Below are 19,510 nucleotides of genomic sequence, written 5' to 3' on the forward strand. Positions count from 1 at the left end.
ACGAGTCTTTAGCCTCAATTCACTCTTAATTCATTTTGTCTTTTCAATATATATTCGTCGGGGCGCTTCAGTACTTGCCTCAATGTACTCTCAAAGCACATAGCAAGTGCCACCACAAAGAGGTAAATAGTCAAAGAATTCTGTCAGCTTTTAAAAAAAAAGCTTCTCACAAGTACCAATTTCAGGTATTGTTTTTTACTTCGTTCAAACTTTTAATTAGCATTTGAGTGATTAAATTTTTCTTTCAGATCAATTAAATCACAAACGAGGCGCTTCTTCTAATCCTAAATAACATTAGTATGAGAGTTAATTACATGAAATTATTGTCAACAACACTTATTGCAATATCGCTCCTTTCCATTCATTTAAAAGCTGATGTAATTCTATATGCCGAAGATACACTGACAAAAACTTGTGATGCATCCGAAGTTTATGTAGGTCCAAATAAAGCTGAATATCACGGTGGTACATGTTTGGGCATCGCATACACAGATAATCCCCAGCTTGGCTACAATATAAACAATTACACAGGCGCTGTTTATACTCTTAGGTCGGAGAGTTGCCCTACAATTAACCCTAATATGGTCTACGTTGGCCCTTGGAAAGCTCATGAGCATGGAGGATATTGCGTAAAAGGAACAGCTGAGCCAACTCTAAACAGACATTCATGTGGTGCATCAGTAGTGAGTACTGGTAAAAATACTGAAACACAAACTGGACGTACAGTTTATGTAGGGCCACGTAAGGCACATGAACATGGCGGCCACTGTTATACACTGACAGAAAACTAATCACTTAATAGACAGCTATTACCCACCTATTCGTGCGGGTGGCTAATAGCTGTATACGTGAAAGTAGGTGAATAGAGTAAGAAAAGCAATTGCTGTTAAGCAGGATTAAAAATACCAAAAGAATCAAGATTTGGTCTGTTCTCCACGTTGATAACAATCGGGGTACACCAGTTTTATTGATTTGTATCCATCGATACAGCTACTCCTTTGTTATCAGCAGATGCTACCTTTCTTACTGATCCTTTGAGCCTCAAACCTTTATGCTAAGTACAGATGAAGCTAATTAGTTCAAGCTTTAACGTCAGCACATTTCACTCAAAAGGTTGCCGTTGGATTAACCTCCAAACGCCTGATGTCGATAATGGCCTTCCGGAGTAGACACTCTGTTATTCATTTTGTAATGGCAGATACTTTGGATAAGCCAGCCAGGCGCAGACAGCTGCAACTATCACAATCAAAACCACCCCCGAAAAAAACTGTCCACCAGCAATTCCTTTATCAATAAAAATGCCAAATATCCAGGGTGCGGCCGCAGTAGCGAACATCATGATTGCCGTTGCTAAAGAACGAATAGCACCAATATTCGTGACCCCATAAATCTCAGCCCATAATGCTCCAAATACCGGATGCGCTATGCCTATAGCCAGCCCGAGCATGGCCATGAAAACTGGCGCTAACCAGATACCGTTGCAACTGGCCAACAGAAGCAATGCCACAAACAGTGGCAACATGATGAAACGAATCAGTTGCCTTGCGCTGTATCTGTCCACTAATACGCCAGCCCACATAGCGCTGAACCAATGCATCACGCCATACAACACAAAACACCCTGCCAACAGAGAAGTGGACCAACTTTTTTCACTCAACAGATAATGCTGCTGAATAAACAACCCAGTCACAATAAATGGCCCGGACAGCAGAGCAGGTAAAATAAGCCAAAACCGTTGATCCGCCAGCACATGCCGCCTGCTGAGTGCGACGTGGTTTAAGCTTTGTTGTTTTATTGGCAATGAGCGCTGTAACGCTGATTTGCGAAAAAGCACAACCATAAGTGGGCCATAAATAAGCGGAATACTGAGTGCCAGTAAAAACCAGCTGTATTGCCAGCCGAAAGCAGCAATCAAAGCGACGGCCAACAAGGGTAATACTACTTCCCCTACAGGTACTCCACTTGCTGAAATACTAAGAGCTTTACCTCGATCTGTACTGAAATATCTGGCCATTGTTGTTTGCGCGGTATGCGGCATCAAGCCCTGACCACACAAGCGCAGCAAAAAGAGCGCAACAGCGAATACATATAAAGTAGTGGCCTGAGATAACAGCAGACAAGCTGTCATCAGCCCACCAGCAACCAGTGTTGTGAATACTTTGAGCGGTAGCCGGTCAATATGCGATCCAAGGGCCATAATCAGCAGGCCGCTGCATAATGTGGCAACTGCATAGAACAAACCGTAATCAGCAGCAGATATAGCAAAGGTTTGCTGAATACTGACTCCAAACCAACTGATAAAAAACGACTGCCCAAGGTTTCCCCAAAACACAGTAAGAAATCCAAAACCAAGCAACGGCCATTGTTGCGAAATAAATCGCCAGTAACTACCCATGTAAAGTGATTAGCCTCCTATTCTAGATTTAGTAAAACCTGAGCTTTTTAGGGCTTAAGTTCCGCTGATTGAGTACTCTGTGACGAAAAACTGAGCTAGCTCCCTGCCAGGCTCAAACATTTGTCAGGAGGTATATGGAGTATTCCGGGTTCAACCAAAAAAGCCTGAAGCTACTCATTATTGGTAAATAATTATTTACCTCTGACCGAAACTATCTTCCAACCATCAGCCCGATATTTGTCTACCACATCATTTCGAATACTCTTGTGATCTGCCATTTTGGAGGTCGCTACACTGGTGCGACCTACTACTTTGCCGAAATCGGGTCTGCAACTCCACAACGCGAGATTGTGTTCCGGGTGTGGCGGCACAAAAGTTTTAATGCCTCCATGCTTAAGAGCCATGTAAGAAAGATGAATATCTTCGCCATTTTCCCAGTTCAATGGTTCTTCATACCACATAAACTTCAGGTGTTCTTTACGCATAAACCAGGCATGACCCACTAAATCAACCTCGGTGACCTGGTCAGAGTGCATGCCATTCCATCCGGCTTTTAGTTTACTGGAGTAACCACCCGCTTTAGGAAGCAAAACTCCAGACCCCCCTAATATGCCGTCAAACCCTTGATCTATAGTGTTAACACAATTTTCAAACCAATATGATTGGGGCAGAACGTCATCATCAAAAAAGGCGATGAAATTTGTTCTGGCCATAGCAGCAACAGCAAATCTCCCCCAAAAAGAGAAATTACTGTTCGAACAAATCACGCGATCTGCCAGATCAGACACATCAACTAACTCATCTTCACTTCGGTTAGACCAAACCCATATTTCGACAGGTTTGATACTTTGCTGCCTGACCGCTTCAATTTGCTCTTGCAAGTAATTCTGACGCTTATACGCTGTTAATATCACAGTGATACCGTCAGTTGTATGCGATGTCATCTTGCCCGCATCTTTTGCAAAAGTAATGCTGTCTGAATTTCTCTGTTTTATTTGTTTAAGCCGACTACCAATTCTGACCCTGATCAACCCGACAACCCTGGTATTCCACCACCATTTAGCCCCGTTCAGGAATCCTCTGGATTCTCTTTTTGTCATATTTTCCTCGTAAGCCTGTGTATCATTTCGCTTTAAGAATACGGATATATTTTCTGAATACGGATAACTTGCTGTCTTTTTTATACCGGCCTTTTTCCTGATGACGAATTAAATACAAGTTTTCAATTTCAACAGGGGTGCCGTGAGTGCCCATTAACCACCGGAATGCCCTGTCTTCATATGTTTTCACCCATCTGCTTTTGGGCTGCTGATAAACAGCTAAAGAGTCACAGTATCCAGATTTTCGCGCAACATCACCGTGCACAATTTGAATAGGCCCAGTGGCTTTTTTATATTTACGATAAACAAATTGGTTTGAGGCGATAGATTGTTCTGCTGTACACAAATTCCTCAAAAGGTCATCTTCTTTAGTTAATAAGCAGGTTGCTTTTAGCTTTTTCGGGAAAACAATCACATCCTTTCGGTTTTGAAGCTGTTGAGCTAAAGAATCAAAACACCCACGCTGAAACAACAGGTCGCAATCAGTGAACCAGATCCAGTCTGCTGTCGTTGTTTTTGCCGCCAAATTGCGGCCAATGGCACGTCTTAGCAAACTGGGGGTGGGCAGGTTTTGAAAGTTAAGCTGGACGTTATTATGCTGAAATTTATCGTAGCTTTTTAACAAAGTCAGAGTTTCAATATCTTCGTCTGAATAAAATACAGTGAAAATTATTTTGCAGGTAGCTGGTGGGTAGTTAGTCACAGAATCCAGTTGATGGCGCAAGAAATTAGCGTATTGCCAACAATGACTGACAACTTCAATCGTAAGTCGGCCACTTTTAGCTGCCAGTTTGTTAGGATCAGGTGGGTGAGGCAAAAACCAGCGGCCTGGAATAATACCTGAGGCTGCAAAGCGTAAGATAAACTCATAACAAGGGTAGATATATTTTTCTTTTACAGTATGTTTCATAGTATTAAGTATCTCCAATTGATGAATAAAAAATGCTGCGGTACTTGAGATTGACCTCCTGCTTACAATTTATTTTTAGATCAGTCGGCATTCTTCCAGTCGCCATCCATATAGCTTTCGCCTAAGCCTATACTGCCCTCTGCAAACACGCGTTCAGGCACATTAAAGGCGTTTAACTGTAAATCCCAAGGCTGTTTACCACCAGGCTCAATACCTGCAAGGTTTAATAATTCAATAAAATATTGATGTAATGTCGATTCCGGCAATAGAAATGCAGGACGCGAGTGTGCCAATGCAGTCTGCATGGACGCTCCTCCAACGAAATTTTTATAACGGATTTTTCAAAGCAAAACGCCACAAGCGCTGTTGCTTTTTACAAGCTAAAAAACTGAAGTAAAACAGAGGGGGAAAAACTACACTGGCCCAAACCTTCTTTTATCCGGCTGACCCACCGGCATATTAAAAACATTAATAGTCAAGGCGATGCTAGCACACACTGATTAAAAGCGAACTAAAATTTTTTGTGTCGCTGCGATAGCCTGCTTTTCGTTGAAAGTAGACGTGATGAGTAAACCTATGACATATAACACATTTTACTTATGCAGTCAGGTGAAGAAAACAGTAGTTCAGTGTCATGCTGTTGTTTTTTCGCCATCTGTTGACCACAGTCACTTTAAACATCCTGCCTTGAAATTTATTCATTCTTCTTCCAGCCCATAGCCGATGATGCAACATAACTGTGGCAGTCCAATTTAATCCAAACATCAAGTGAACTAAGGTTTCAGGCGTTTAACGCACAAAAGTTCACTTTTTTATGAGGATAATTTGACATGACAGAACTGGATAGAGAAGTAAGTCGACGTCGAACTTTTGCCATTATTTCGCACCCAGATGCCGGGAAGACCACCATCACTGAAAAGGTGATCCTATTTGGCAAACTGATAAAAAAAGCCGGTACAGTCAAAGGTAAGAAATCCGGCGTTTATGCAACGTCAGACTGGATGGAAATGGAAAAAGAACGTGGTATCTGCGTAACGACTTCAGTGATGCAGTTCCCTTATGCTGATTGCCTGGTTAATTTACTTGATACACCAGGTCACGCTGATTTTTCAGAAGACACTTACCGTACTTTAACAGCTGTAGACTCATGCCTTATGGTGATTGATGGGGCTAAAGGTGTGGAAGAACGCACCATTAAGTTAATGGAAGTTACCCGCTTACGTGACACTCCTATTGTGACCTTTATGAATAAGATGGACAGAGATATTCGCGATCCGGTTGATTTGTTGGATGAAGTAGAACGAGTATTAAATATTGCCTGCGCTCCTATCACCTGGCCTATTGGCTCAGGTAAAGAGTTTAAAGGTGTCTATCATCTGCTTAACGACGAGGTCATCCTGTACCAGTCAATGTCTGGGTCTTGTAGTGATCAACTGAATTTGAACACAGCGTTATAGTCTAAAAATCTGTGATATCTTAAAACGCAAAATGAATAATCCCCGCACTGTTAACTTTTTTTCAATGCACTGTTGTATCGAAATTTTCGAAAGGTATAGCTAATTTCACTTCCTTAAACGTCCACTTTCGTTGAGAAGCAGCGATTCAACAATAGCCAATTTCTACATCAGCTTTTGGCACACTGCTGACACTGTCAGATCATCTATAAGCCGGTACATCTAACCCTTAGTACTTAGCGTGCGGATTTAGAAGTGATAAAAAAGGCGCCATCAGGCGCCTTCTTTTTATAAAAAATTCGATTAGCTTGCGCTACGGGCCTTGATGGCGTCCAGTATTGGAGAAGCTGCAAAACCATTGCTTGCTGCCCACTCTAAATCACCTGATGCTGCAACCTGGCTGCCTGGTAACTGCTTGATGATGAATTCAGCAGTGTCAGCTGCATTGTGTTTGATGGCATGACGAACTAAAGGCAAACCGTCACAAACAATACCGTCATACACGTTTTTTAAACGCATACGGTTATCAGATAGCGTTTTGCGCAGGTTATTTTTGTTGTTATCGGCCACATAAGCACAGATAGACTGAACCATCTGGTCGTTAGCAGAGGCTGTTGGTGCAACAAATTGAACAGCAGCGATGGCGATTAAAGCAACAAATTTAAATTTCATAATAAGCTCCGGTGTTGGCTAACACTGATCTGACGATCAGGCTGATTGGTCTGTATAAACAGGCTGAAACTTCATCAACAGCATCTTTGCTGTTATTTATCAGCGAACACGAAAGGAGGAGCTTTGATACCAGAAAACTGGTGTAGATGCGTCCTACGTAATCATCAGATTACGGCAGCCCAGCCATCATAGGTTTCCCCTTAGATCTGCAGCTTTGCGTGTACTCCCTTTCGGGAGACTTGCCTTTCGAGCGCGCGCATTTTAAGCAGTGGTTGATTTTTATGCAAGAAGAATTTTAAAGCTTTTGAATAAAGTTAAAGTATTGACTCTAAAAGAATTTCCCATCCAGATAGCAAGACTTTTAGCCGTCTGGATTTTGAGTTTCAGGAACAAGCTCCATACCCAGGTTGCTTAATCCTTGTTCACGCACCCAGGCTTTCAGCATTTGCACCTGCTCGCGCTGGAAACCATCATTTAATGGCGTGACCAACTCAATCAATTCTGACAGACAATCCATTTCATATTCCATCAGCTCGTGATCCCGCACCCACTTTTTCAGTTCAGCTTCAGTGGTGATATCAATCTCTTCAGCCTGATATTCAATTAAACGGGCTACTGAGGCCTGTGAAATTTTAGCCACGTTGACAAACTCAGTTGGATCCTGTGACAAAATACCGTTCAGCATAGAGTCCAGTGCTGTCGCTGTATCAATAGCAGGGTAAACACCAAACATATCAAACTGGCTTTGATCCGGTGTTGCCAGCTCTAACTCGTTGCATAAGCGCTCAAAGTTAATTTTAACCTTCTTTACAAAAAGCCATTCCCACACCAGATTCAGAATGTCGCGACACAACTTGGCATCACCAAAACCCGTCACTTCACTAAACAGCTGATAATTGGGCAGCATACGCTCCAGCAAGGTTGCAGCTATGGCGGCTTGCTGATAAAACCCCAGTTCACGCATATTCTGGAAGTTGTTTGCTTTTTGTTTCATGTTTAATCCATTTTGGTCTGGCGGTTCTGGCTGCGCATCATACACAACAGACTGCGCTCAGAAAACTCTGTTATTTTTGTCCAGTGTACTATCAGCATGACACTAATGCGAATATGATCAGAATCTTAGTCAGTCTTTCTTTACTCTGAACACAGGTGACTTTATGTTGATGACCATGACGACTCCCGCTTTGTTATTTCCGGCCATTTCTTTGTTATTACTGGCATACACCAACAGGTTTTTAGTGCTGGCTCAGCTTATTCGTCAACTCAATACCCGTGAAGGCGGGCAAGTAAGGGATATGGCGAAACGTCAGATAGAAAACTTACGGCAACGTATGTTTTTAATACGTTCGATGCAGCGCTGGGGCGTGATTAGTTTTGTACTTTGTACTCTGTCGATGTTTTTTCTGTTTATGCAGTGGGGATTGGCAGGCCAGATTGCTTTTGGTGCCAGCCTCACCAGTTTGATGTTAAGTTTACTGGTGTCTTTGTATGAAATTCAGATTTCCTGCAACGCGATAAAAATAGAACTGGAAAGTATGGAGCAAGAGCAGGCTTAACTAACCTGAACTCGGGGTAATGAGTGTCGAATACTCTATTTTTGTGGTGTGAAGTCCAAAAGACAAAGATGCGCAGCCAAGAGAGTAAATTTCTCACGAACTGAATGTGCAGATTTTTGCGCATATCAAGGCGCTTTGTCGTATGCCATAGCCAGCTATGGTTAGACAAAGCAACGCAGAGAGGCCAGAAAAGATGCTCGTTCAGTGGCGCTGCTTATCCCGAATTCAGGTTAGCTAGCTCTTAATTTTGCCAGTTGTTGCTCTAAAGCATTGCAATCGGCTTTTGTATCCTGTTGCTGAATAGACAAAATAATCTCACCCACAGGCAGGCCAAATTTATACAAGGTGGACTGGTTCATTAGTTGTTGCGGCGTCACCAGATACAACCAGTCTTCCACTTTTACTTCAATCACCCCGTCTCCATCCGGGATTTGCAACACATATTCCCAGTACAAGGTATTGCCAGCTTGTTGGCCTGTCGCCTGACCTGTGACATCGGCAGCTGAACCTGTGACTTTTCCATCTTGATCTACTGCTAATTGCCAAATCCGCTGTTCTACCCTGCCATCGCTGAAGTGAAACAATTCAAATAAGGTGCCTTCATTGCCTTGCCACTGGCCGCAAAGCTCTGCCGAAAAGCGCACACTTTGTTTGCCTTGCCAGTTTTTTACCACGCCGTAAGCTTCGAGTGAACCGCTGAAGTAATCAGGTAAATTAAACACCGGAGTTTGTTGTTGATAATCCTGAACCTGATGACTGCATCCCCACAATAACAGGGGGGCGAACAAGGCAATAACACGCATCACTGACACTCCTTCATTTGAATGAACAGTTATACGCAGCAATAATCACTCTGGCTCAGTCCTGGGCTAAAGCAAAACAACAATAAAAAGTGGCTCCCTGGCCTTCCACAGATTCAAAACCAATATAACCATTCATGCCATGCACAAGCTCTTTTGAAATGGCTAAACCAAGGCCTGTCCCGCCGGTTTGTCTGGTATCAGAAGCATCGGCCTGTGAAAAACGCTGAAAAATACGGTCGCGGAATTTCTCCGGCACACCTGGCCCCTGATCAATGACGGCAATACGCACCATTTGCTCATTCAGGCTTAACTCCACTACTACTGTGGCTGCTGCAGGCGAAAATTTAATGGCATTACTTAAAAAGTTTGATAACACCTGAATAAAACGTTTGGCATCTACTCTGATGCAAACCTCTGTCAATATCGCTTTGATACTCAGCTGAATATGCCGATCCTGAGCCATCATTTTATTTGCATCCAGCGCCTGCTGAATGAGTGGCAATACCAGTTCTGTTTTCAAATCAAACTGCATTTTTCCTGCTGCTATTTTTTCAATATCCAGCAAGTCGTTAATTAACAAGGTTAAACGCTGGCAGTTTTTATAGGCAATGCTGATCAGGCTACTTACTTTTTCCGGCATATCGCCCATCACCCCTGCATGCAGCAAACCTAAAGCTCCGGTAATAGAAGTTAAAGGCGTACGCAGTTCATGACTGACAGTAGAAACAAATTCGTTTTTCAGCCGCTCAATACGTTTGCGGTCAGTGATGTCACGCACAGTACAGATGTAAATCAGTCGCCCTTGTCTGCGGATCACAGATAAGGCCATTTCCATCGCAAAAATACTGCCATCAGCACGTAATCCATCCAGCTCGCGGTTGCAGCCTAACAAAGGTTTTACTCCAGGGGTGGGTAAATATGCCTGCTGGGATTCCTGATTTTGCCTCAGTACAGTGGGTAACAGGTTAGTGGCATAGTGGCCTAAAAAGTCTTCAGCCTTGCAGCGGAATAAATCCTGAGCTGCAGGGTTCATACTGGCAATACGACCATTTTCGTCAATGGTGATAATGCCATCCACCACGTTATTTAAAATGGTTTGAGTATGCTGGGCGTATTCTTTACTGATTTGTTCTGCGTCTTTGCGCTGCGCCACCGACAAAGTTTGCGCCATCACGGCAGCAATAGCGCTGACAAAAGCTTCCTCGTCAGAATGCCATTGCCGTTGTGGGCCTATATGCTCAAGACATAAGACCCCAACCACTTTACCGGCAATAATAATACCGGCATCGAGCATAGAACTAATGCCTAAAGGTTTCAGATAAAGTTCAGCAAACTCACTAGTGGCAGGGTCGTTCATTGCATCATTGGCACAAATCCAGCCACGTGAAGCAACAGCAGAAAAATACCTAGGGTAATCCGCCCGCCTTAACAGCAACTGGCCTAATTGCTGTTCACCTTCATTTTGGTGCAAGGCCAGACAAAACATCTCGTCCCCTTGCTCCGACAACATCCAGACACTGACTCTGCTACAGAGGATAGCCGAAGAGGTTGAACGCACCAGATGCTTAGCAAAAGCCAGGCTGTCTCCGCTGGCAACAGCTTCATCCACGACCAGTTGAGCCAAAGTACTACGTTGACGCAGGGTACGATCCTGACTGTCTTTTTCTTCAGACTCCGATTTTTTCCTGCTGCTGATATCCAGACAAATCAACACAAAGCCCGTCAGCTGGCCTTGCTCGCTGAACACAGCATCACATTCCAGGCTCAACCAGCAGTCCTGGCCTGATGCGCTGTAACACAAGAGTTCCTCAGAAAAGCCTGAGTTTCCGCTAATGGCCTGATGAATACGTTGCAGTACCAAAGCATCGGCTTTTTGATTGGCTAACACTTGGGTAATGGCTTTGTTCTGTAAATAATTGGCTTTGTAGCCAGACAAACGTTCATAAGCCGGGTTTACCCATTCAATCAACCCCTGGGCATTAGCTACTATCACGCCATTGCTGGTGCGGCTGACCACCAGAGACAAACGATCCAAAGAGGCAGTGCCCTGTTCGACTTTATGTTCAAGCTGTGAAAAAGCGTCGCTGAGTTTGGTCGCCATCAGATCAAAAGACTGGATCAGGCCATTAAGTTCAAAAACCGGTGTCTGGTAAAGCTCAAAATCTGTTCTGTCGCCACTGGCCAGCAAGTCAGCCCGCCGATGCAAAGCTTCAATAGGTTGCACCAGCTTACGACTTAACACAAAAATCAGCAGCGCCCCCACTATTACAGCCAACAGTATTAACCATAAGGCTTGTAAAGAATTTTCATCGACAAAACTCATCAGTGGCTGCTGCGGCAAAACCACAGCTATGCGCAACTTTAAACCTTGTGGATCACTGAATTCGGTGAAGTTCAGTAAATAATGCTGATCATCCAGTTCCAGTTGCTGCTGCCCTGTGCTGTGCTTTTGCCTGCTCAGTACTGCGGCAGCCTGCTGAAGTAAAGGGTGCTCGCTTTGGCTGGCCATCACTTGTGTGATCATTGTTCCACGTTCGGTCACCAGTGGCGCCTGAATTGAAGAGGCTATCAGGTATCCTTGCAGATCCGTGATAAAAATCATGCCGTTTCCTTCCACAGGCTGAGCTTGCAGATAGAGTTCCAGATGACTCAGGCTGATATCAGCGGCAATGACAGCCTGTAACTGACCACTTTGATCATAAGTAGGCGCAGCCAGCCCTACACCCAAGCCATCGTAGGACTGATATTTGTAGATCGGATACCAGCTTGGTTTACCTTGTTGCACAGCATACTGAAACCAGCTGCGTGTTCTGACATCGTAGGGAATGCCTTGCTCTAATGCGGCACCAGGCAAACCCACTTCCTGCAAGGTATAACGCACCCGGACTAAGTCTTGCTGATTCATTGAACTGATAAGAGTAAGCTGGCCATCACCAACATCTCTGTTCACACCAAGATACCGACCATTGGCGAAACCCGCTGAGACATAAGTTAAATAAGGTGCACTGCGAATTTGTACTGTCATAAAACGAGCCAGATCCTGCTCTGACTGCAGATCCAGAATACCGCTGTCTATGGATTGCAGAGTCGAGTCCAGCACGGTTTTTGGTACGGCCAGCAAATACTGCAAATGAGAGTTCACGCGAAGGCTGATTTGGTCCGCCAGTTTCTGGCCATAGTGCAAGGCAGCTTGTTGCCCGTTGAAATAAGAAATCAGACTGACCAAACCCGCAGTCAGTATAAATAGCAATAAAACAGGCACTGTAAAAAAGAGCCGCAGGGACATTCCGTTGTGTGAAGGGCGCTTTGACCACATAAAGACAAAAAACTCCGGCTTTGACTTTGTCGACAGTTCCAGTATAGCGGCAATAATAGGGATTACGGCACCTTAAATCAGGTACTTAGCTAATTTAATGGATCAAACCTAACTCTAAAGCCAGGAGCACAGCACGAGTTCTGTCACGCACCCCTAATTTAGCCAAAATGCTGGAGATCTGATTCTTAATAGTGCCTTCAGATTTGTACAGCGCACTGGCTATTTCTTTATTGGCATAACCTGATGCCATCAGTTGCAGAATTTGCAGTTCTTTCTCGGATAATTCTTCAATAGCAGCGGGGCGGGGGAAATTACTGACTGGGCTTAACCCTGACAATAAACGTTCTGTAATGGTACTTTGAAAACAAGTGCCACCTTGTTGCAGAGTTTGAATGGCCGACACTAAGCTTTCCAATGACACGTCTTTCAGTAAATAGCCTTTGGCGCCAAGCTGGATACTTTTTAACACCAGATCATGTTCTTCAAAGGTGGTCAAAATCAACACTGGTGTGGTCAGTTGCTGCTGTTTCAGCAGCTCCAGTGTGGCTATGCCATCCACTTTAGGCATAGACAAGTCCAGTAAAATGACATCAGGCTGATGCAATTGCACCAGCTCCACCACCACAGAGCCATCCGCTGCTTCAGCGACCACTTCCACCTGACCGGACAGCTGCAACAGGCTTTTGATGCCCTGACGGATCAGCATTTGATCGTCCACTAACAGCACACGCAAAGTCATTGCTGAACTCCTGAAGGTAAAGTGACTTGTAAACAAAAGTGGTTGTCTTTCACTTGCCAGACCAAAGTTCCGGCGCAGGAGGCCACCCTTTCCTGCATACCTGTTAAGCCATTGCCTGCCTTCCAGTCAGGCGAAACTTTGCCGTTGTCATAAATAGTTAGTTGCAAAAAGCCATGTTGTGGTTTCACAGCTAAATAAAATTCAGTGGCCTGACTATGTCTTAGAGTATTAGTTAAAGCTTCCTGCACTATCAAGAGCAACTGCTGCGCTACTTTTACATCGGCAAGTTCAACATCTTGTGGGCAATCCCACTGCACTTTCACCCCAGGCACTGCTCTTAGAAGTTTCTCCAGCGCCTGATAAATAGAAAATTGCTGTTGTTCACGCAAAGCACTGACGGCTTCACGCACATCCGACAGCAATAACTTGGCGATCTGATGGCATTGATCCACTTTGGTTTTGGCTTCGCCTTGCGTTAAGTGCCCAGCTACCTGCAAATTAATGGTTAAAGCAGTTAAATGATGGCCCAACACATCATGTAAATCACGGGCTATACGGGTACGCTCCTGCTGCTGGGACGCCATCATCAACAGATCCTGGGTCGCCAGTAATTGCTGATGGGTTTGCTGCAATTCTTGTCTGGCCTGCTGCTCAGAGCGAGCCTGGTTTTTCATCAACAAAGCAAAAAAGTGAAAGCTACTAAAGAGCAAAGCCGTGATCCACATAGCGCGTTGTTCTATATAGGAATCCACGCCATACCAAAGCCCCAACACAGCAACAGTAATAAACACAGCAGTTCGCATCGGCAGCAGATAAGGTAAGACCGACACCCAGATAATGCTCAGGATTGCCAGATAGTCAAAGGGCAAGATCCAGTTCAAGGCTAAAGCGAACAGTAGTTGCAGGATATAGCAGATCAGTTCAAAGCGGGGTAAAACACCAGAACGCTCATCACTGCGGGTCACGCAATAAAAACAAGCGCCATTCAGCAGAAACAAAGTCACTATCCATGGCCATAAAGACCAGAGCCGATCATGGGGCCAGCTCAGGTATAAAGTCAGTGCAAAAACTAAAAACCAGGTGAGCATCCCGGCCAACACATCCCATGCGATTGAAAACTTTAGTTTCATAACCACTTCACTGACCTTTAACTTCTGGCTTTGCAGTATGCCCGATTTTGCTTTCAGCTCAATAGGCCAAAAGTCACAGTGAAAACTCCTGACTTATGGCACCTGTAAAAACACAGCTGAAGTTTTAATCTGAGTGCATCTGTTAAAGGAGATGATTATGTTAATGTTCCATAGCCTGTTATTAAAACTGCATATTGCCTTAGGTGTTATTGCACTGCTGTTGTTCTGGTTGCCTATGCTGAGCCGCAAAGGCAGCCAGTTGCACCGTAAATCAGGCCGTTATTATGGCCATATTATGAAAGTGGTCGCTTTTAGTGGTTTAGTGATGACCTGTCTGGTCTGGTTTGATCCTATAGGAATTAAAGGTGCAGGTTTCATAGTCGATGGCCAGATCCAGCAGCGCAAATTAAACTTTTTTATGATGCTTAACCTGTTTCTGTTTTTACTTAGTCTGCTGACCTGGGTCACCATACGTCATGCAACAGGCACCTTGTTATGCAAACAAAACCGCGATCCTTTAAAACACTGGAGCTATCAGGGGCCTGTCTGGTTATTGGTCATAGTAGCTATTTATGGTGGCTGGCAAGGTTTTAAATTTGGTATGCCGCTGGTGATGGTGTTTGCCGGTATTTCACTTGTAACCAGTTTTGGCATACTGACTTACCTGCATACAAAAACTGTGACAAACAACCGCTGGTTAATAGAACATGCCTCCGCCATGATTGGCTCTGGTATTGCAGCCTACACCGCATTTTTTGCCTTTGGCGGCCGGGCCTTATTTGAAGAGTTATTAACAGGCCACTGGATTATGGTGCCATGGCTGATCCCCAGCCTGATAGGTATCCCGGCTACTATCTGGTTTAAACGCCGCTTATCGCAACCAATAAGAAAACAGGCATAATCATCAGTTCAACCAATGGGAAATCAATTAAAAGATTTCCCTTTTAATTTAATCACTTAAAAACATTCCAAAAATATTCCTGCTTTTTTGTCAAATCAGGCAAACTATTTTCAGACCTGATACGACTTATCATCAATACCACTTCATCACAGATCAAAAGTGTTTAAACGCAGCGACGAGAGCTTAATAGAAAAAGCCATAGGCGGCGATGCCAAAGCCTGGCAGCAATTGGTGTCGAGATATCAGGCGCCCCTGTATTATTTTGGCCTGCGTTTACTGGGTTCGCCCGATGACGCCCGCGATTTATTGCAGGATGTATTGATGGTGCTTTGCCGTAACCTGGCACAGTACCGGGGTGACAGCTCCTTTAAAAGCTGGTTGTTTGGCATCGCCAACTACCGAGCTATGGATATGCTCAGGAAGCGTAAAGCAACCACAGAGTTTACCGACGACCATGATTTTTATGATGATGAAGCACCAGGTTTTGAACAACAACTTTATGGCCAGCACACGCAGCGGATGGTGCAACAGCAGTTGCGAACTTTACCGCCAGAGCAACGACTGGTAGTGGAATTGCGGTTTTATCAGCAGTTTACTTTTGATGAAATTGCCGATCAGCTGGCGCTGTCGAGCAATACCATCAAATCCAGATTTTATGCGGCCTTAGATAAACTGCGTACGCAGTTGGAGTTAGCAGATGTCGAACAGTCAGCAAATTTTTGAAGCCTGGCTGGCCGGAAAATTGACGGCCAGCGAATGCGAACAGCAACTGGACCAGAACAGTGAATGGTACAGCCGTTTCCAGACAGCGCAGATGATTCAGCGTCAGGCCAAAGCGCCTTTTTTCGCCCCTGTGCCAGACATCGACAGCATGTCGATGTTTGCCCAGCAATGGCAGAGACCAACACAAAGTCATAGCTGGTGGCCAAAATTGAGCGTGGCTTTTTCCGCCCTGGCTTTAGTGATCAGCCTGTCACCACTGGAGATGCAAATGCAGGACAGTGGCCTGACATTAAGCTGGCGCGGCGAGCAACAGATACAGCAAGAGCAACTGGACACTTTACTCGCCAGCTACCGCAAAGAACAGCTGGATTATATCCAGACCCAGTTACAAAACACCCAACAGCAACAAGCGTCACAGCTGATTCTGCTGAAGGATTATTTAACCGAACAACAAACCAAAGAAAGACGCACCGACATGCTGGAATTGGTGGAATACCTGAATCAGCAGCGTCAGTCCGATTGGCATTACTGGCAGGAAAACTATCAGCCAAGTCAGGCCAGACTGGATGCCAGCGCAGTCTATAACCCAATTCAACAACCTGGTGGAGTAACAAAACCATGAAGCTATTCAGCAAAGTCTCCTTGTTGGCAGGCCTTATTATCGCAAGTACAGGCTTAACAGCAGCCGAAGTGAATGGCCGCCTTGGGCAAAACCTGAAAATTATGCAGGACATACTGCAAACCTCTCTCGGCGGTCAGGAGCACTCGAGCATAGGCCGGATCCAACACAGCTATCTGATGGGCCATGGTGTTGCTTTTCGTGTGGACAGCCACAACGGCTGGTTACGCCACTTTATGGTACCGCCAGTACCTCATGCGCCTCCGGTGGCACCTTCAGCCCCTGGCACCACTGTTGTGGTTTCAACCCATGTGCCAAACCCTGTCAATATAGCGGGAAATGGCAACAGCTTTAGTTTTAGCTTTGATGAAGAAGCTATTGAAGAAATGGCTGAAGCCGCTGAAGCCATGGCTGAACAGCAGCAGGATCAAAGTGAAAAGCTGCGTGACTTGCGGGAAGAACGCCGTGATATAGAACGGGATTTACGTGACTATGAGCGGGAACAACGTGACATCGAGTTTTCATCCAAAGTCAGTACACTGAATGCCGATCAGCAAAAAGAGCTGAAAGAGATTAAGCAAAAGTCAGAGCAACTGAAAAGCAAGCTGGCGCAGTTGCAAAAAAACCTGACCGAGCAGGAACAGCAATACAATAAAAAACGCGCAGAACAACAAAAACTGGCGGCGCAGCGCCAGACTGAACTTGTGGCTAAAGTAGGCCAGGTGTTCAGCGCCACTTTATGTGACTATGGCGCCAGTTTACGGGATTTAAAAGAACAAGAGTTTGTGTCTTTTCAACTGAGCCTTTCAGGCAGAAACAATGCCAAAGATCATTACTGGGTGGTAAAAAAAGCCGATATTAATCAGTGTGTCACAGGCAAAATTGATGCTCCGGCTTTATTGAAAAAAGCCAGTTATTATCAGTATTAACAGTTCTTCCCTTCAGACAACACAGAGGCTAGCTTCTGTGTTGTCTTGACAGCAGTTCAACTTCTGACGTACAAAGCCGCAATTTCATGCCGAACTAAAGCGGAACAGTTTTTATGTCCTATCAGTGGCCAAGCTTAACAAACTGGCTGGAACAACTGGCCAGCCCCTTTTATCAACAAGGTTATGTGGTGCTGGAACAAGCCATTCCGGCTGATTTATGCTGGGCGCTCTATCAGGATGTGCAGCAACAGCAGCTCACAGCCGCAGGCGTTGGACGCCAGGGTCAGCACCAGTTGGACAAGCAGATCCGGCGTGATCAGACCGCTTGGTTAAATCCAGACAACCCGGTGCAACTGCAGTATTTGCAGTTGATGGCAAAGCTGCAACAGGATATGAACCAACGCTGTTTTTTAGGCTTAATAGATTTTGAAGCGCATTACGCCCGTTACCAGCAAGGCGACTTTTATCAGAAGCATCTGGATGCTTTTGTGGGTCGTTCTAACAGAGTGCTCTCCACCGTCTGTTATCTGAATACGGCAGAACAAGACGGCGAGCTGGTGTTGTATAACGAACAGGGTCAGTTGTTAACCAAAGTACAGCCGAAAGCTGGCACTCTGGTGGTGTTTGAAAGCTGCCGCTTCCCGCATGAAGTATTACCCGCATCGGAAACCCGCTACAGTATTGCTGGCTGGTTTCGGCATAACAGCAGTATTCAGGGCCGGATCGATCCAGCACGTTAAGCATCAATAGTCTCTGTCTAGAGCAAGTCCAGACCAATACCGGCAAAGAGCAATAAACCACTGTAGTGGTTATTTAAAAAGGCCTGGAAACAACCTGCCCTGCCCTGAGTTTTCGCCTGCCAGTGTTGATGGATAAAACTTAGCAATACCAAAACCAAAGCGGCATAAAAAAACAGGCCAAGGCCATTTTGTTGACCCACCCAGGCCATCAGCACTAAAAACATCAGCTGTAAGCCAGCAATAACAGGATGGCAATAACGACCAAATAATAAGGCTGTGGATTTAACCCCTATTTTTTGATCGTCTTTCATATCAACCATGGCGTAAAAGGTGTCGTAAGCCACTGTCCAGAGCAAATTCGCCAGATACAAAGCCCAAACCCATAAAGGAACAGAGCCTGTTGTGGCCATAGCGGCCATAGGAATACCCCAACTATAAGCGGCACCTAATACAAACTGGGGCAGATAGGTAAAACGTTTCATAAAGGGATAAAGAATAGCCAGAGCTACGGCCACTACAGCCAATAACACAGTGGCGGCATCCAAAAACAGTAACAGGCTGGCGCTGCACAGCAACAGCACCACAAAAAGCTGTAAAGCTTCGTTGTTACTGACTAATCCGGCAGCCAGGGGGCGTGCTTTGGTGCGTTCCACATGACCATCAAAATTGCGGTCGGCGTAATCATTAATAACACAACCGGCAGAGCGCATCAGCACAACACCGGCGCTGAATACGGCTAATAAAGTTAAATCAGGCAAACCGGACGACAGCAGCCACAAGGCCCACCAGGTAGGCCAAAGCAGTAAATAAATACCAATAGGCCTGTCCAGACGCATTAACTGGCGGTAATAAGGCCACTGCTGCCATTGCAACTGCCATCTCATAGCTCAAGCACCCCGGGTAAAAAGATTTCCTGCACCAATAATGGTTGCTGTTGCACTGAAAAGACAGAGCGTCTGGCCCACAGTTCGTTTTGCTCACCTACGACAGGCAATACCAATCCGCTTTCAAGTAATGCCACTTCAATCACACCACGTTCTAAACTGACATGCTGAAAAATATACTCCCCTAAAGGCTGTGCCCCCAAACGAGCTAAAGGCTCCATCTGCTCCAGAGTGGATTCAGGTAACCAGCTTTGTGCATAGACACAAGGTTTACCATCACACCAGAGGATCACATCGCGTTTTAAACCCACAGCTTGTTGCCATTGCTGCTGTAAATAATCTGGCAGCCTTTGCCAGTGCTCTGCCACCAATTCCAGCCTGAAAGTCTGGCAATGACTTTTCAGCAATGCTGTTAGTGAACCCTGACATAACAACCAGGGTTCAAGAGCATCAGGAAATTGCAGTTGTTGGGCGTTTTGCCACTCTGCATTAAGTTGGAAAAGACTATCTGTGCTGTGCATATACCCTTCGTACTTGAAGCTGCAGCTTTGTTACCTGCGTGCTCTTGCCCCAGTCACATAGGACTACTATGCTCCTGGGGTCTCAAGCACTTGTCGCCTCGCTGCAACTCCAATTACT

General features: G+C 45.1%; 19 protein-coding genes, 1 pseudogene and 1 riboswitch. Of the genes and pseudogenes, 8 read left to right on the plus strand and 12 right to left on the minus strand.

Annotated elements, in window-relative coordinates:
* Window positions 1-314 precede the first annotated feature (314 nt).
* The gene (locus RHEIN_RS20955) at window positions 315-791 is read left to right on the plus strand and encodes a hypothetical protein (protein WP_008899818.1); all 477 of its coding nucleotides are present in this window, start codon (window positions 315-317) and stop codon (window positions 789-791) included.
* A gap of 386 nt (window positions 792-1,177) precedes the next feature.
* On the opposite strand, the gene RHEIN_RS14990 is transcribed toward RHEIN_RS20955, so the two are convergent.
* The 4 genes from RHEIN_RS14990 to RHEIN_RS15005 all read right to left on the minus strand — a co-directional run bounded on the left by RHEIN_RS14990 (window position 1,178) and on the right by RHEIN_RS15005 (window position 4,710).
* Window positions 1,178-2,395: an MFS transporter gene (locus tag RHEIN_RS14990; protein ID WP_008899819.1), complete on the minus strand. Its 1,218-nt coding sequence runs from the start codon at window positions 2,393-2,395 to the stop codon at window positions 1,178-1,180.
* Between the two features lie 191 nt (window positions 2,396-2,586).
* Window positions 2,587-3,495 carry a glycosyltransferase family 2 protein gene (locus RHEIN_RS14995; RefSeq protein ID WP_008899820.1) on the minus strand — a complete coding sequence of 303 codons (909 nt, stop codon included), beginning with the start codon at window positions 3,493-3,495 and terminating at the stop codon, window positions 2,587-2,589.
* Between the two features lie 22 nt (window positions 3,496-3,517).
* On the minus strand, window positions 3,518-4,405 hold the full coding sequence (locus tag RHEIN_RS15000) for a glycosyltransferase family A protein (protein ID WP_008899821.1): 888 nt from the start codon (window positions 4,403-4,405) through the stop codon (window positions 3,518-3,520).
* Between the two features lie 80 nt (window positions 4,406-4,485).
* Entirely contained in the window at window positions 4,486-4,710 is a 225-nt protein-coding gene (locus tag RHEIN_RS15005; RefSeq protein ID WP_008899822.1) for a hypothetical protein, read from the minus strand.
* Window positions 4,711-5,235: 525 nt separating this feature from the next.
* Here RHEIN_RS15005 and RHEIN_RS15010 point away from each other — a divergent pair.
* Window positions 5,236-5,823: pseudogene (locus RHEIN_RS15010) on the plus strand (GTP-binding protein); the annotation flags it as partial.
* Window positions 5,824-6,162: 339 nt separating this feature from the next.
* On the opposite strand, the gene RHEIN_RS15015 reads toward RHEIN_RS15010, so the two are convergent.
* Window positions 6,163-6,531, minus strand: a complete 369-nt coding sequence (locus RHEIN_RS15015) for a DUF3718 domain-containing protein (protein ID WP_008899824.1) — start codon at window positions 6,529-6,531, stop codon at window positions 6,163-6,165.
* Between the two features lie 170 nt (window positions 6,532-6,701).
* Window positions 6,702-6,785, minus strand: a riboswitch (cyclic di-GMP riboswitch).
* A 107-nt stretch (window positions 6,786-6,892) separates the two neighbouring features.
* Entirely contained in the window at window positions 6,893-7,525 is a 633-nt protein-coding gene (locus RHEIN_RS15020; RefSeq protein ID WP_008899825.1) for a YjaG family protein, read from the minus strand.
* A 163-nt stretch (window positions 7,526-7,688) separates the two neighbouring features.
* Between RHEIN_RS15020 and RHEIN_RS15025 the strand changes: the two genes are divergently transcribed.
* The gene (locus RHEIN_RS15025) at window positions 7,689-8,087 is read left to right on the plus strand and encodes a DUF2721 domain-containing protein (protein WP_008899826.1); all 399 of its coding nucleotides are present in this window, start codon (window positions 7,689-7,691) and stop codon (window positions 8,085-8,087) included.
* A gap of 230 nt (window positions 8,088-8,317) precedes the next feature.
* Here the strand turns inward: RHEIN_RS15025 and RHEIN_RS15030 are convergent, their stop codons facing one another.
* The 4 genes from RHEIN_RS15030 to RHEIN_RS15045 all read right to left on the minus strand — a co-directional run bounded on the left by RHEIN_RS15030 (window position 8,318) and on the right by RHEIN_RS15045 (window position 14,075).
* Window positions 8,318-8,890, minus strand: a complete 573-nt coding sequence (locus RHEIN_RS15030) for a DUF3833 domain-containing protein (RefSeq protein WP_008899827.1) — start codon at window positions 8,888-8,890, stop codon at window positions 8,318-8,320.
* A 55-nt stretch (window positions 8,891-8,945) separates the two neighbouring features.
* A complete protein-coding gene (locus RHEIN_RS15035; RefSeq protein WP_008899828.1) occupies window positions 8,946-12,206 on the minus strand; it encodes a PAS domain S-box protein in 3,261 nt (1,086 codons plus the stop codon).
* A gap of 94 nt (window positions 12,207-12,300) precedes the next feature.
* Window positions 12,301-12,945: a response regulator gene (locus RHEIN_RS15040; RefSeq protein WP_008899829.1), complete on the minus strand. Its 645-nt coding sequence runs from the start codon at window positions 12,943-12,945 to the stop codon at window positions 12,301-12,303.
* On the minus strand, window positions 12,942-14,075 hold the full coding sequence (locus RHEIN_RS15045; RefSeq protein ID WP_008899830.1) for a sensor histidine kinase: 1,134 nt from the start codon (window positions 14,073-14,075) through the stop codon (window positions 12,942-12,944). Before RHEIN_RS15045 ends, RHEIN_RS15040 begins: the two co-directional genes overlap by 4 nt.
* 157 nt (window positions 14,076-14,232) lie before the next feature.
* Between RHEIN_RS15045 and RHEIN_RS15050 the strand changes: the two genes are divergently transcribed.
* The 5 genes from RHEIN_RS15050 (at window position 14,233) to RHEIN_RS15070 (ending at window position 17,987) form a co-directional block, all read left to right on the plus strand.
* The gene (locus tag RHEIN_RS15050; protein WP_008899831.1) at window positions 14,233-14,976 is read left to right on the plus strand and encodes a hypothetical protein; all 744 of its coding nucleotides are present in this window, start codon (window positions 14,233-14,235) and stop codon (window positions 14,974-14,976) included.
* A gap of 159 nt (window positions 14,977-15,135) precedes the next feature.
* Window positions 15,136-15,699, plus strand: coding sequence for an RNA polymerase sigma factor (locus tag RHEIN_RS15055; RefSeq protein WP_008899832.1), 564 nt, complete (start codon window positions 15,136-15,138; stop codon window positions 15,697-15,699).
* Window positions 15,674-16,321 carry a hypothetical protein gene (locus tag RHEIN_RS15060; protein WP_008899833.1) on the plus strand — a complete coding sequence of 216 codons (648 nt, stop codon included), beginning with the start codon at window positions 15,674-15,676 and terminating at the stop codon, window positions 16,319-16,321. Before RHEIN_RS15055 ends, RHEIN_RS15060 begins: the two co-directional genes overlap by 26 nt.
* Window positions 16,318-17,247, plus strand: coding sequence for a hypothetical protein (locus RHEIN_RS15065; RefSeq protein WP_008899834.1), 930 nt, complete (start codon window positions 16,318-16,320; stop codon window positions 17,245-17,247). The genes RHEIN_RS15060 and RHEIN_RS15065 overlap by 4 nt, the downstream gene beginning before the upstream one ends.
* Before the next feature lie 113 nt (window positions 17,248-17,360).
* Window positions 17,361-17,987: a 2OG-Fe(II) oxygenase gene (locus RHEIN_RS15070; RefSeq protein WP_008899835.1), complete on the plus strand. Its 627-nt coding sequence runs from the start codon at window positions 17,361-17,363 to the stop codon at window positions 17,985-17,987.
* A gap of 17 nt (window positions 17,988-18,004) precedes the next feature.
* On the opposite strand, the gene ubiA is transcribed toward RHEIN_RS15070, so the two are convergent.
* Window positions 18,005-18,871, minus strand: coding sequence for a 4-hydroxybenzoate octaprenyltransferase (gene ubiA / locus RHEIN_RS15075; protein WP_008899836.1), 867 nt, complete (start codon window positions 18,869-18,871; stop codon window positions 18,005-18,007).
* Window positions 18,868-19,392, minus strand: a complete 525-nt coding sequence (locus tag RHEIN_RS15080; RefSeq protein WP_008899837.1) for a chorismate--pyruvate lyase family protein — start codon at window positions 19,390-19,392, stop codon at window positions 18,868-18,870. The genes ubiA and RHEIN_RS15080 overlap by 4 nt, the downstream gene beginning before the upstream one ends.
* Window positions 19,393-19,510: the final 118 nt, after the last annotated feature.

Source organism: Rheinheimera sp. A13L (genome assembly GCF_000217935.1).
GTDB lineage: Bacteria > Pseudomonadota > Gammaproteobacteria > Enterobacterales > Alteromonadaceae > Pararheinheimera.

Excerpts from the sequence above, each read along its gene's own strand:
- RHEIN_RS20955 (WP_008899818.1), top strand. The coding sequence starts at position 315 with ATGAAATTATTGTCAACAACACTTATTGCAATATCGCTCCTTTCCATT.
- RHEIN_RS14990 (WP_008899819.1), bottom strand. The coding sequence starts at position 2,395 with ATGGGTAGTTACTGGCGATTTATTTCGCAACAATGGCCGTTGCTTGGT.
- RHEIN_RS14995 (WP_008899820.1), bottom strand. The coding sequence starts at position 3,495 with ATGACAAAAAGAGAATCCAGAGGATTCCTGAACGGGGCTAAATGGTGG.
- RHEIN_RS15000 (WP_008899821.1), bottom strand. The coding sequence starts at position 4,405 with ATGAAACATACTGTAAAAGAAAAATATATCTACCCTTGTTATGAGTTT.
- RHEIN_RS15005 (WP_008899822.1), bottom strand. The coding sequence starts at position 4,710 with ATGCAGACTGCATTGGCACACTCGCGTCCTGCATTTCTATTGCCGGAA.
- RHEIN_RS15015 (WP_008899824.1), bottom strand. The coding sequence starts at position 6,531 with ATGAAATTTAAATTTGTTGCTTTAATCGCCATCGCTGCTGTTCAATTT.
- RHEIN_RS15020 (WP_008899825.1), bottom strand. The coding sequence starts at position 7,525 with ATGAAACAAAAAGCAAACAACTTCCAGAATATGCGTGAACTGGGGTTT.
- RHEIN_RS15025 (WP_008899826.1), top strand. The coding sequence starts at position 7,689 with ATGTTGATGACCATGACGACTCCCGCTTTGTTATTTCCGGCCATTTCT.
- RHEIN_RS15030 (WP_008899827.1), bottom strand. The coding sequence starts at position 8,890 with ATGCGTGTTATTGCCTTGTTCGCCCCCCTGTTATTGTGGGGATGCAGT.
- RHEIN_RS15035 (WP_008899828.1), bottom strand. The coding sequence starts at position 12,206 with ATGTGGTCAAAGCGCCCTTCACACAACGGAATGTCCCTGCGGCTCTTT.
- RHEIN_RS15040 (WP_008899829.1), bottom strand. The coding sequence starts at position 12,945 with ATGACTTTGCGTGTGCTGTTAGTGGACGATCAAATGCTGATCCGTCAG.
- RHEIN_RS15045 (WP_008899830.1), bottom strand. The coding sequence starts at position 14,075 with ATGAAACTAAAGTTTTCAATCGCATGGGATGTGTTGGCCGGGATGCTC.
- RHEIN_RS15050 (WP_008899831.1), top strand. The coding sequence starts at position 14,233 with ATGTTAATGTTCCATAGCCTGTTATTAAAACTGCATATTGCCTTAGGT.
- RHEIN_RS15060 (WP_008899833.1), top strand. The coding sequence starts at position 15,674 with ATGTCGAACAGTCAGCAAATTTTTGAAGCCTGGCTGGCCGGAAAATTG.
- RHEIN_RS15065 (WP_008899834.1), top strand. The coding sequence starts at position 16,318 with ATGAAGCTATTCAGCAAAGTCTCCTTGTTGGCAGGCCTTATTATCGCA.
- RHEIN_RS15070 (WP_008899835.1), top strand. The coding sequence starts at position 17,361 with ATGTCCTATCAGTGGCCAAGCTTAACAAACTGGCTGGAACAACTGGCC.
- ubiA (WP_008899836.1), bottom strand. The coding sequence starts at position 18,871 with ATGAGATGGCAGTTGCAATGGCAGCAGTGGCCTTATTACCGCCAGTTA.
- RHEIN_RS15080 (WP_008899837.1), bottom strand. The coding sequence starts at position 19,392 with ATGCACAGCACAGATAGTCTTTTCCAACTTAATGCAGAGTGGCAAAAC.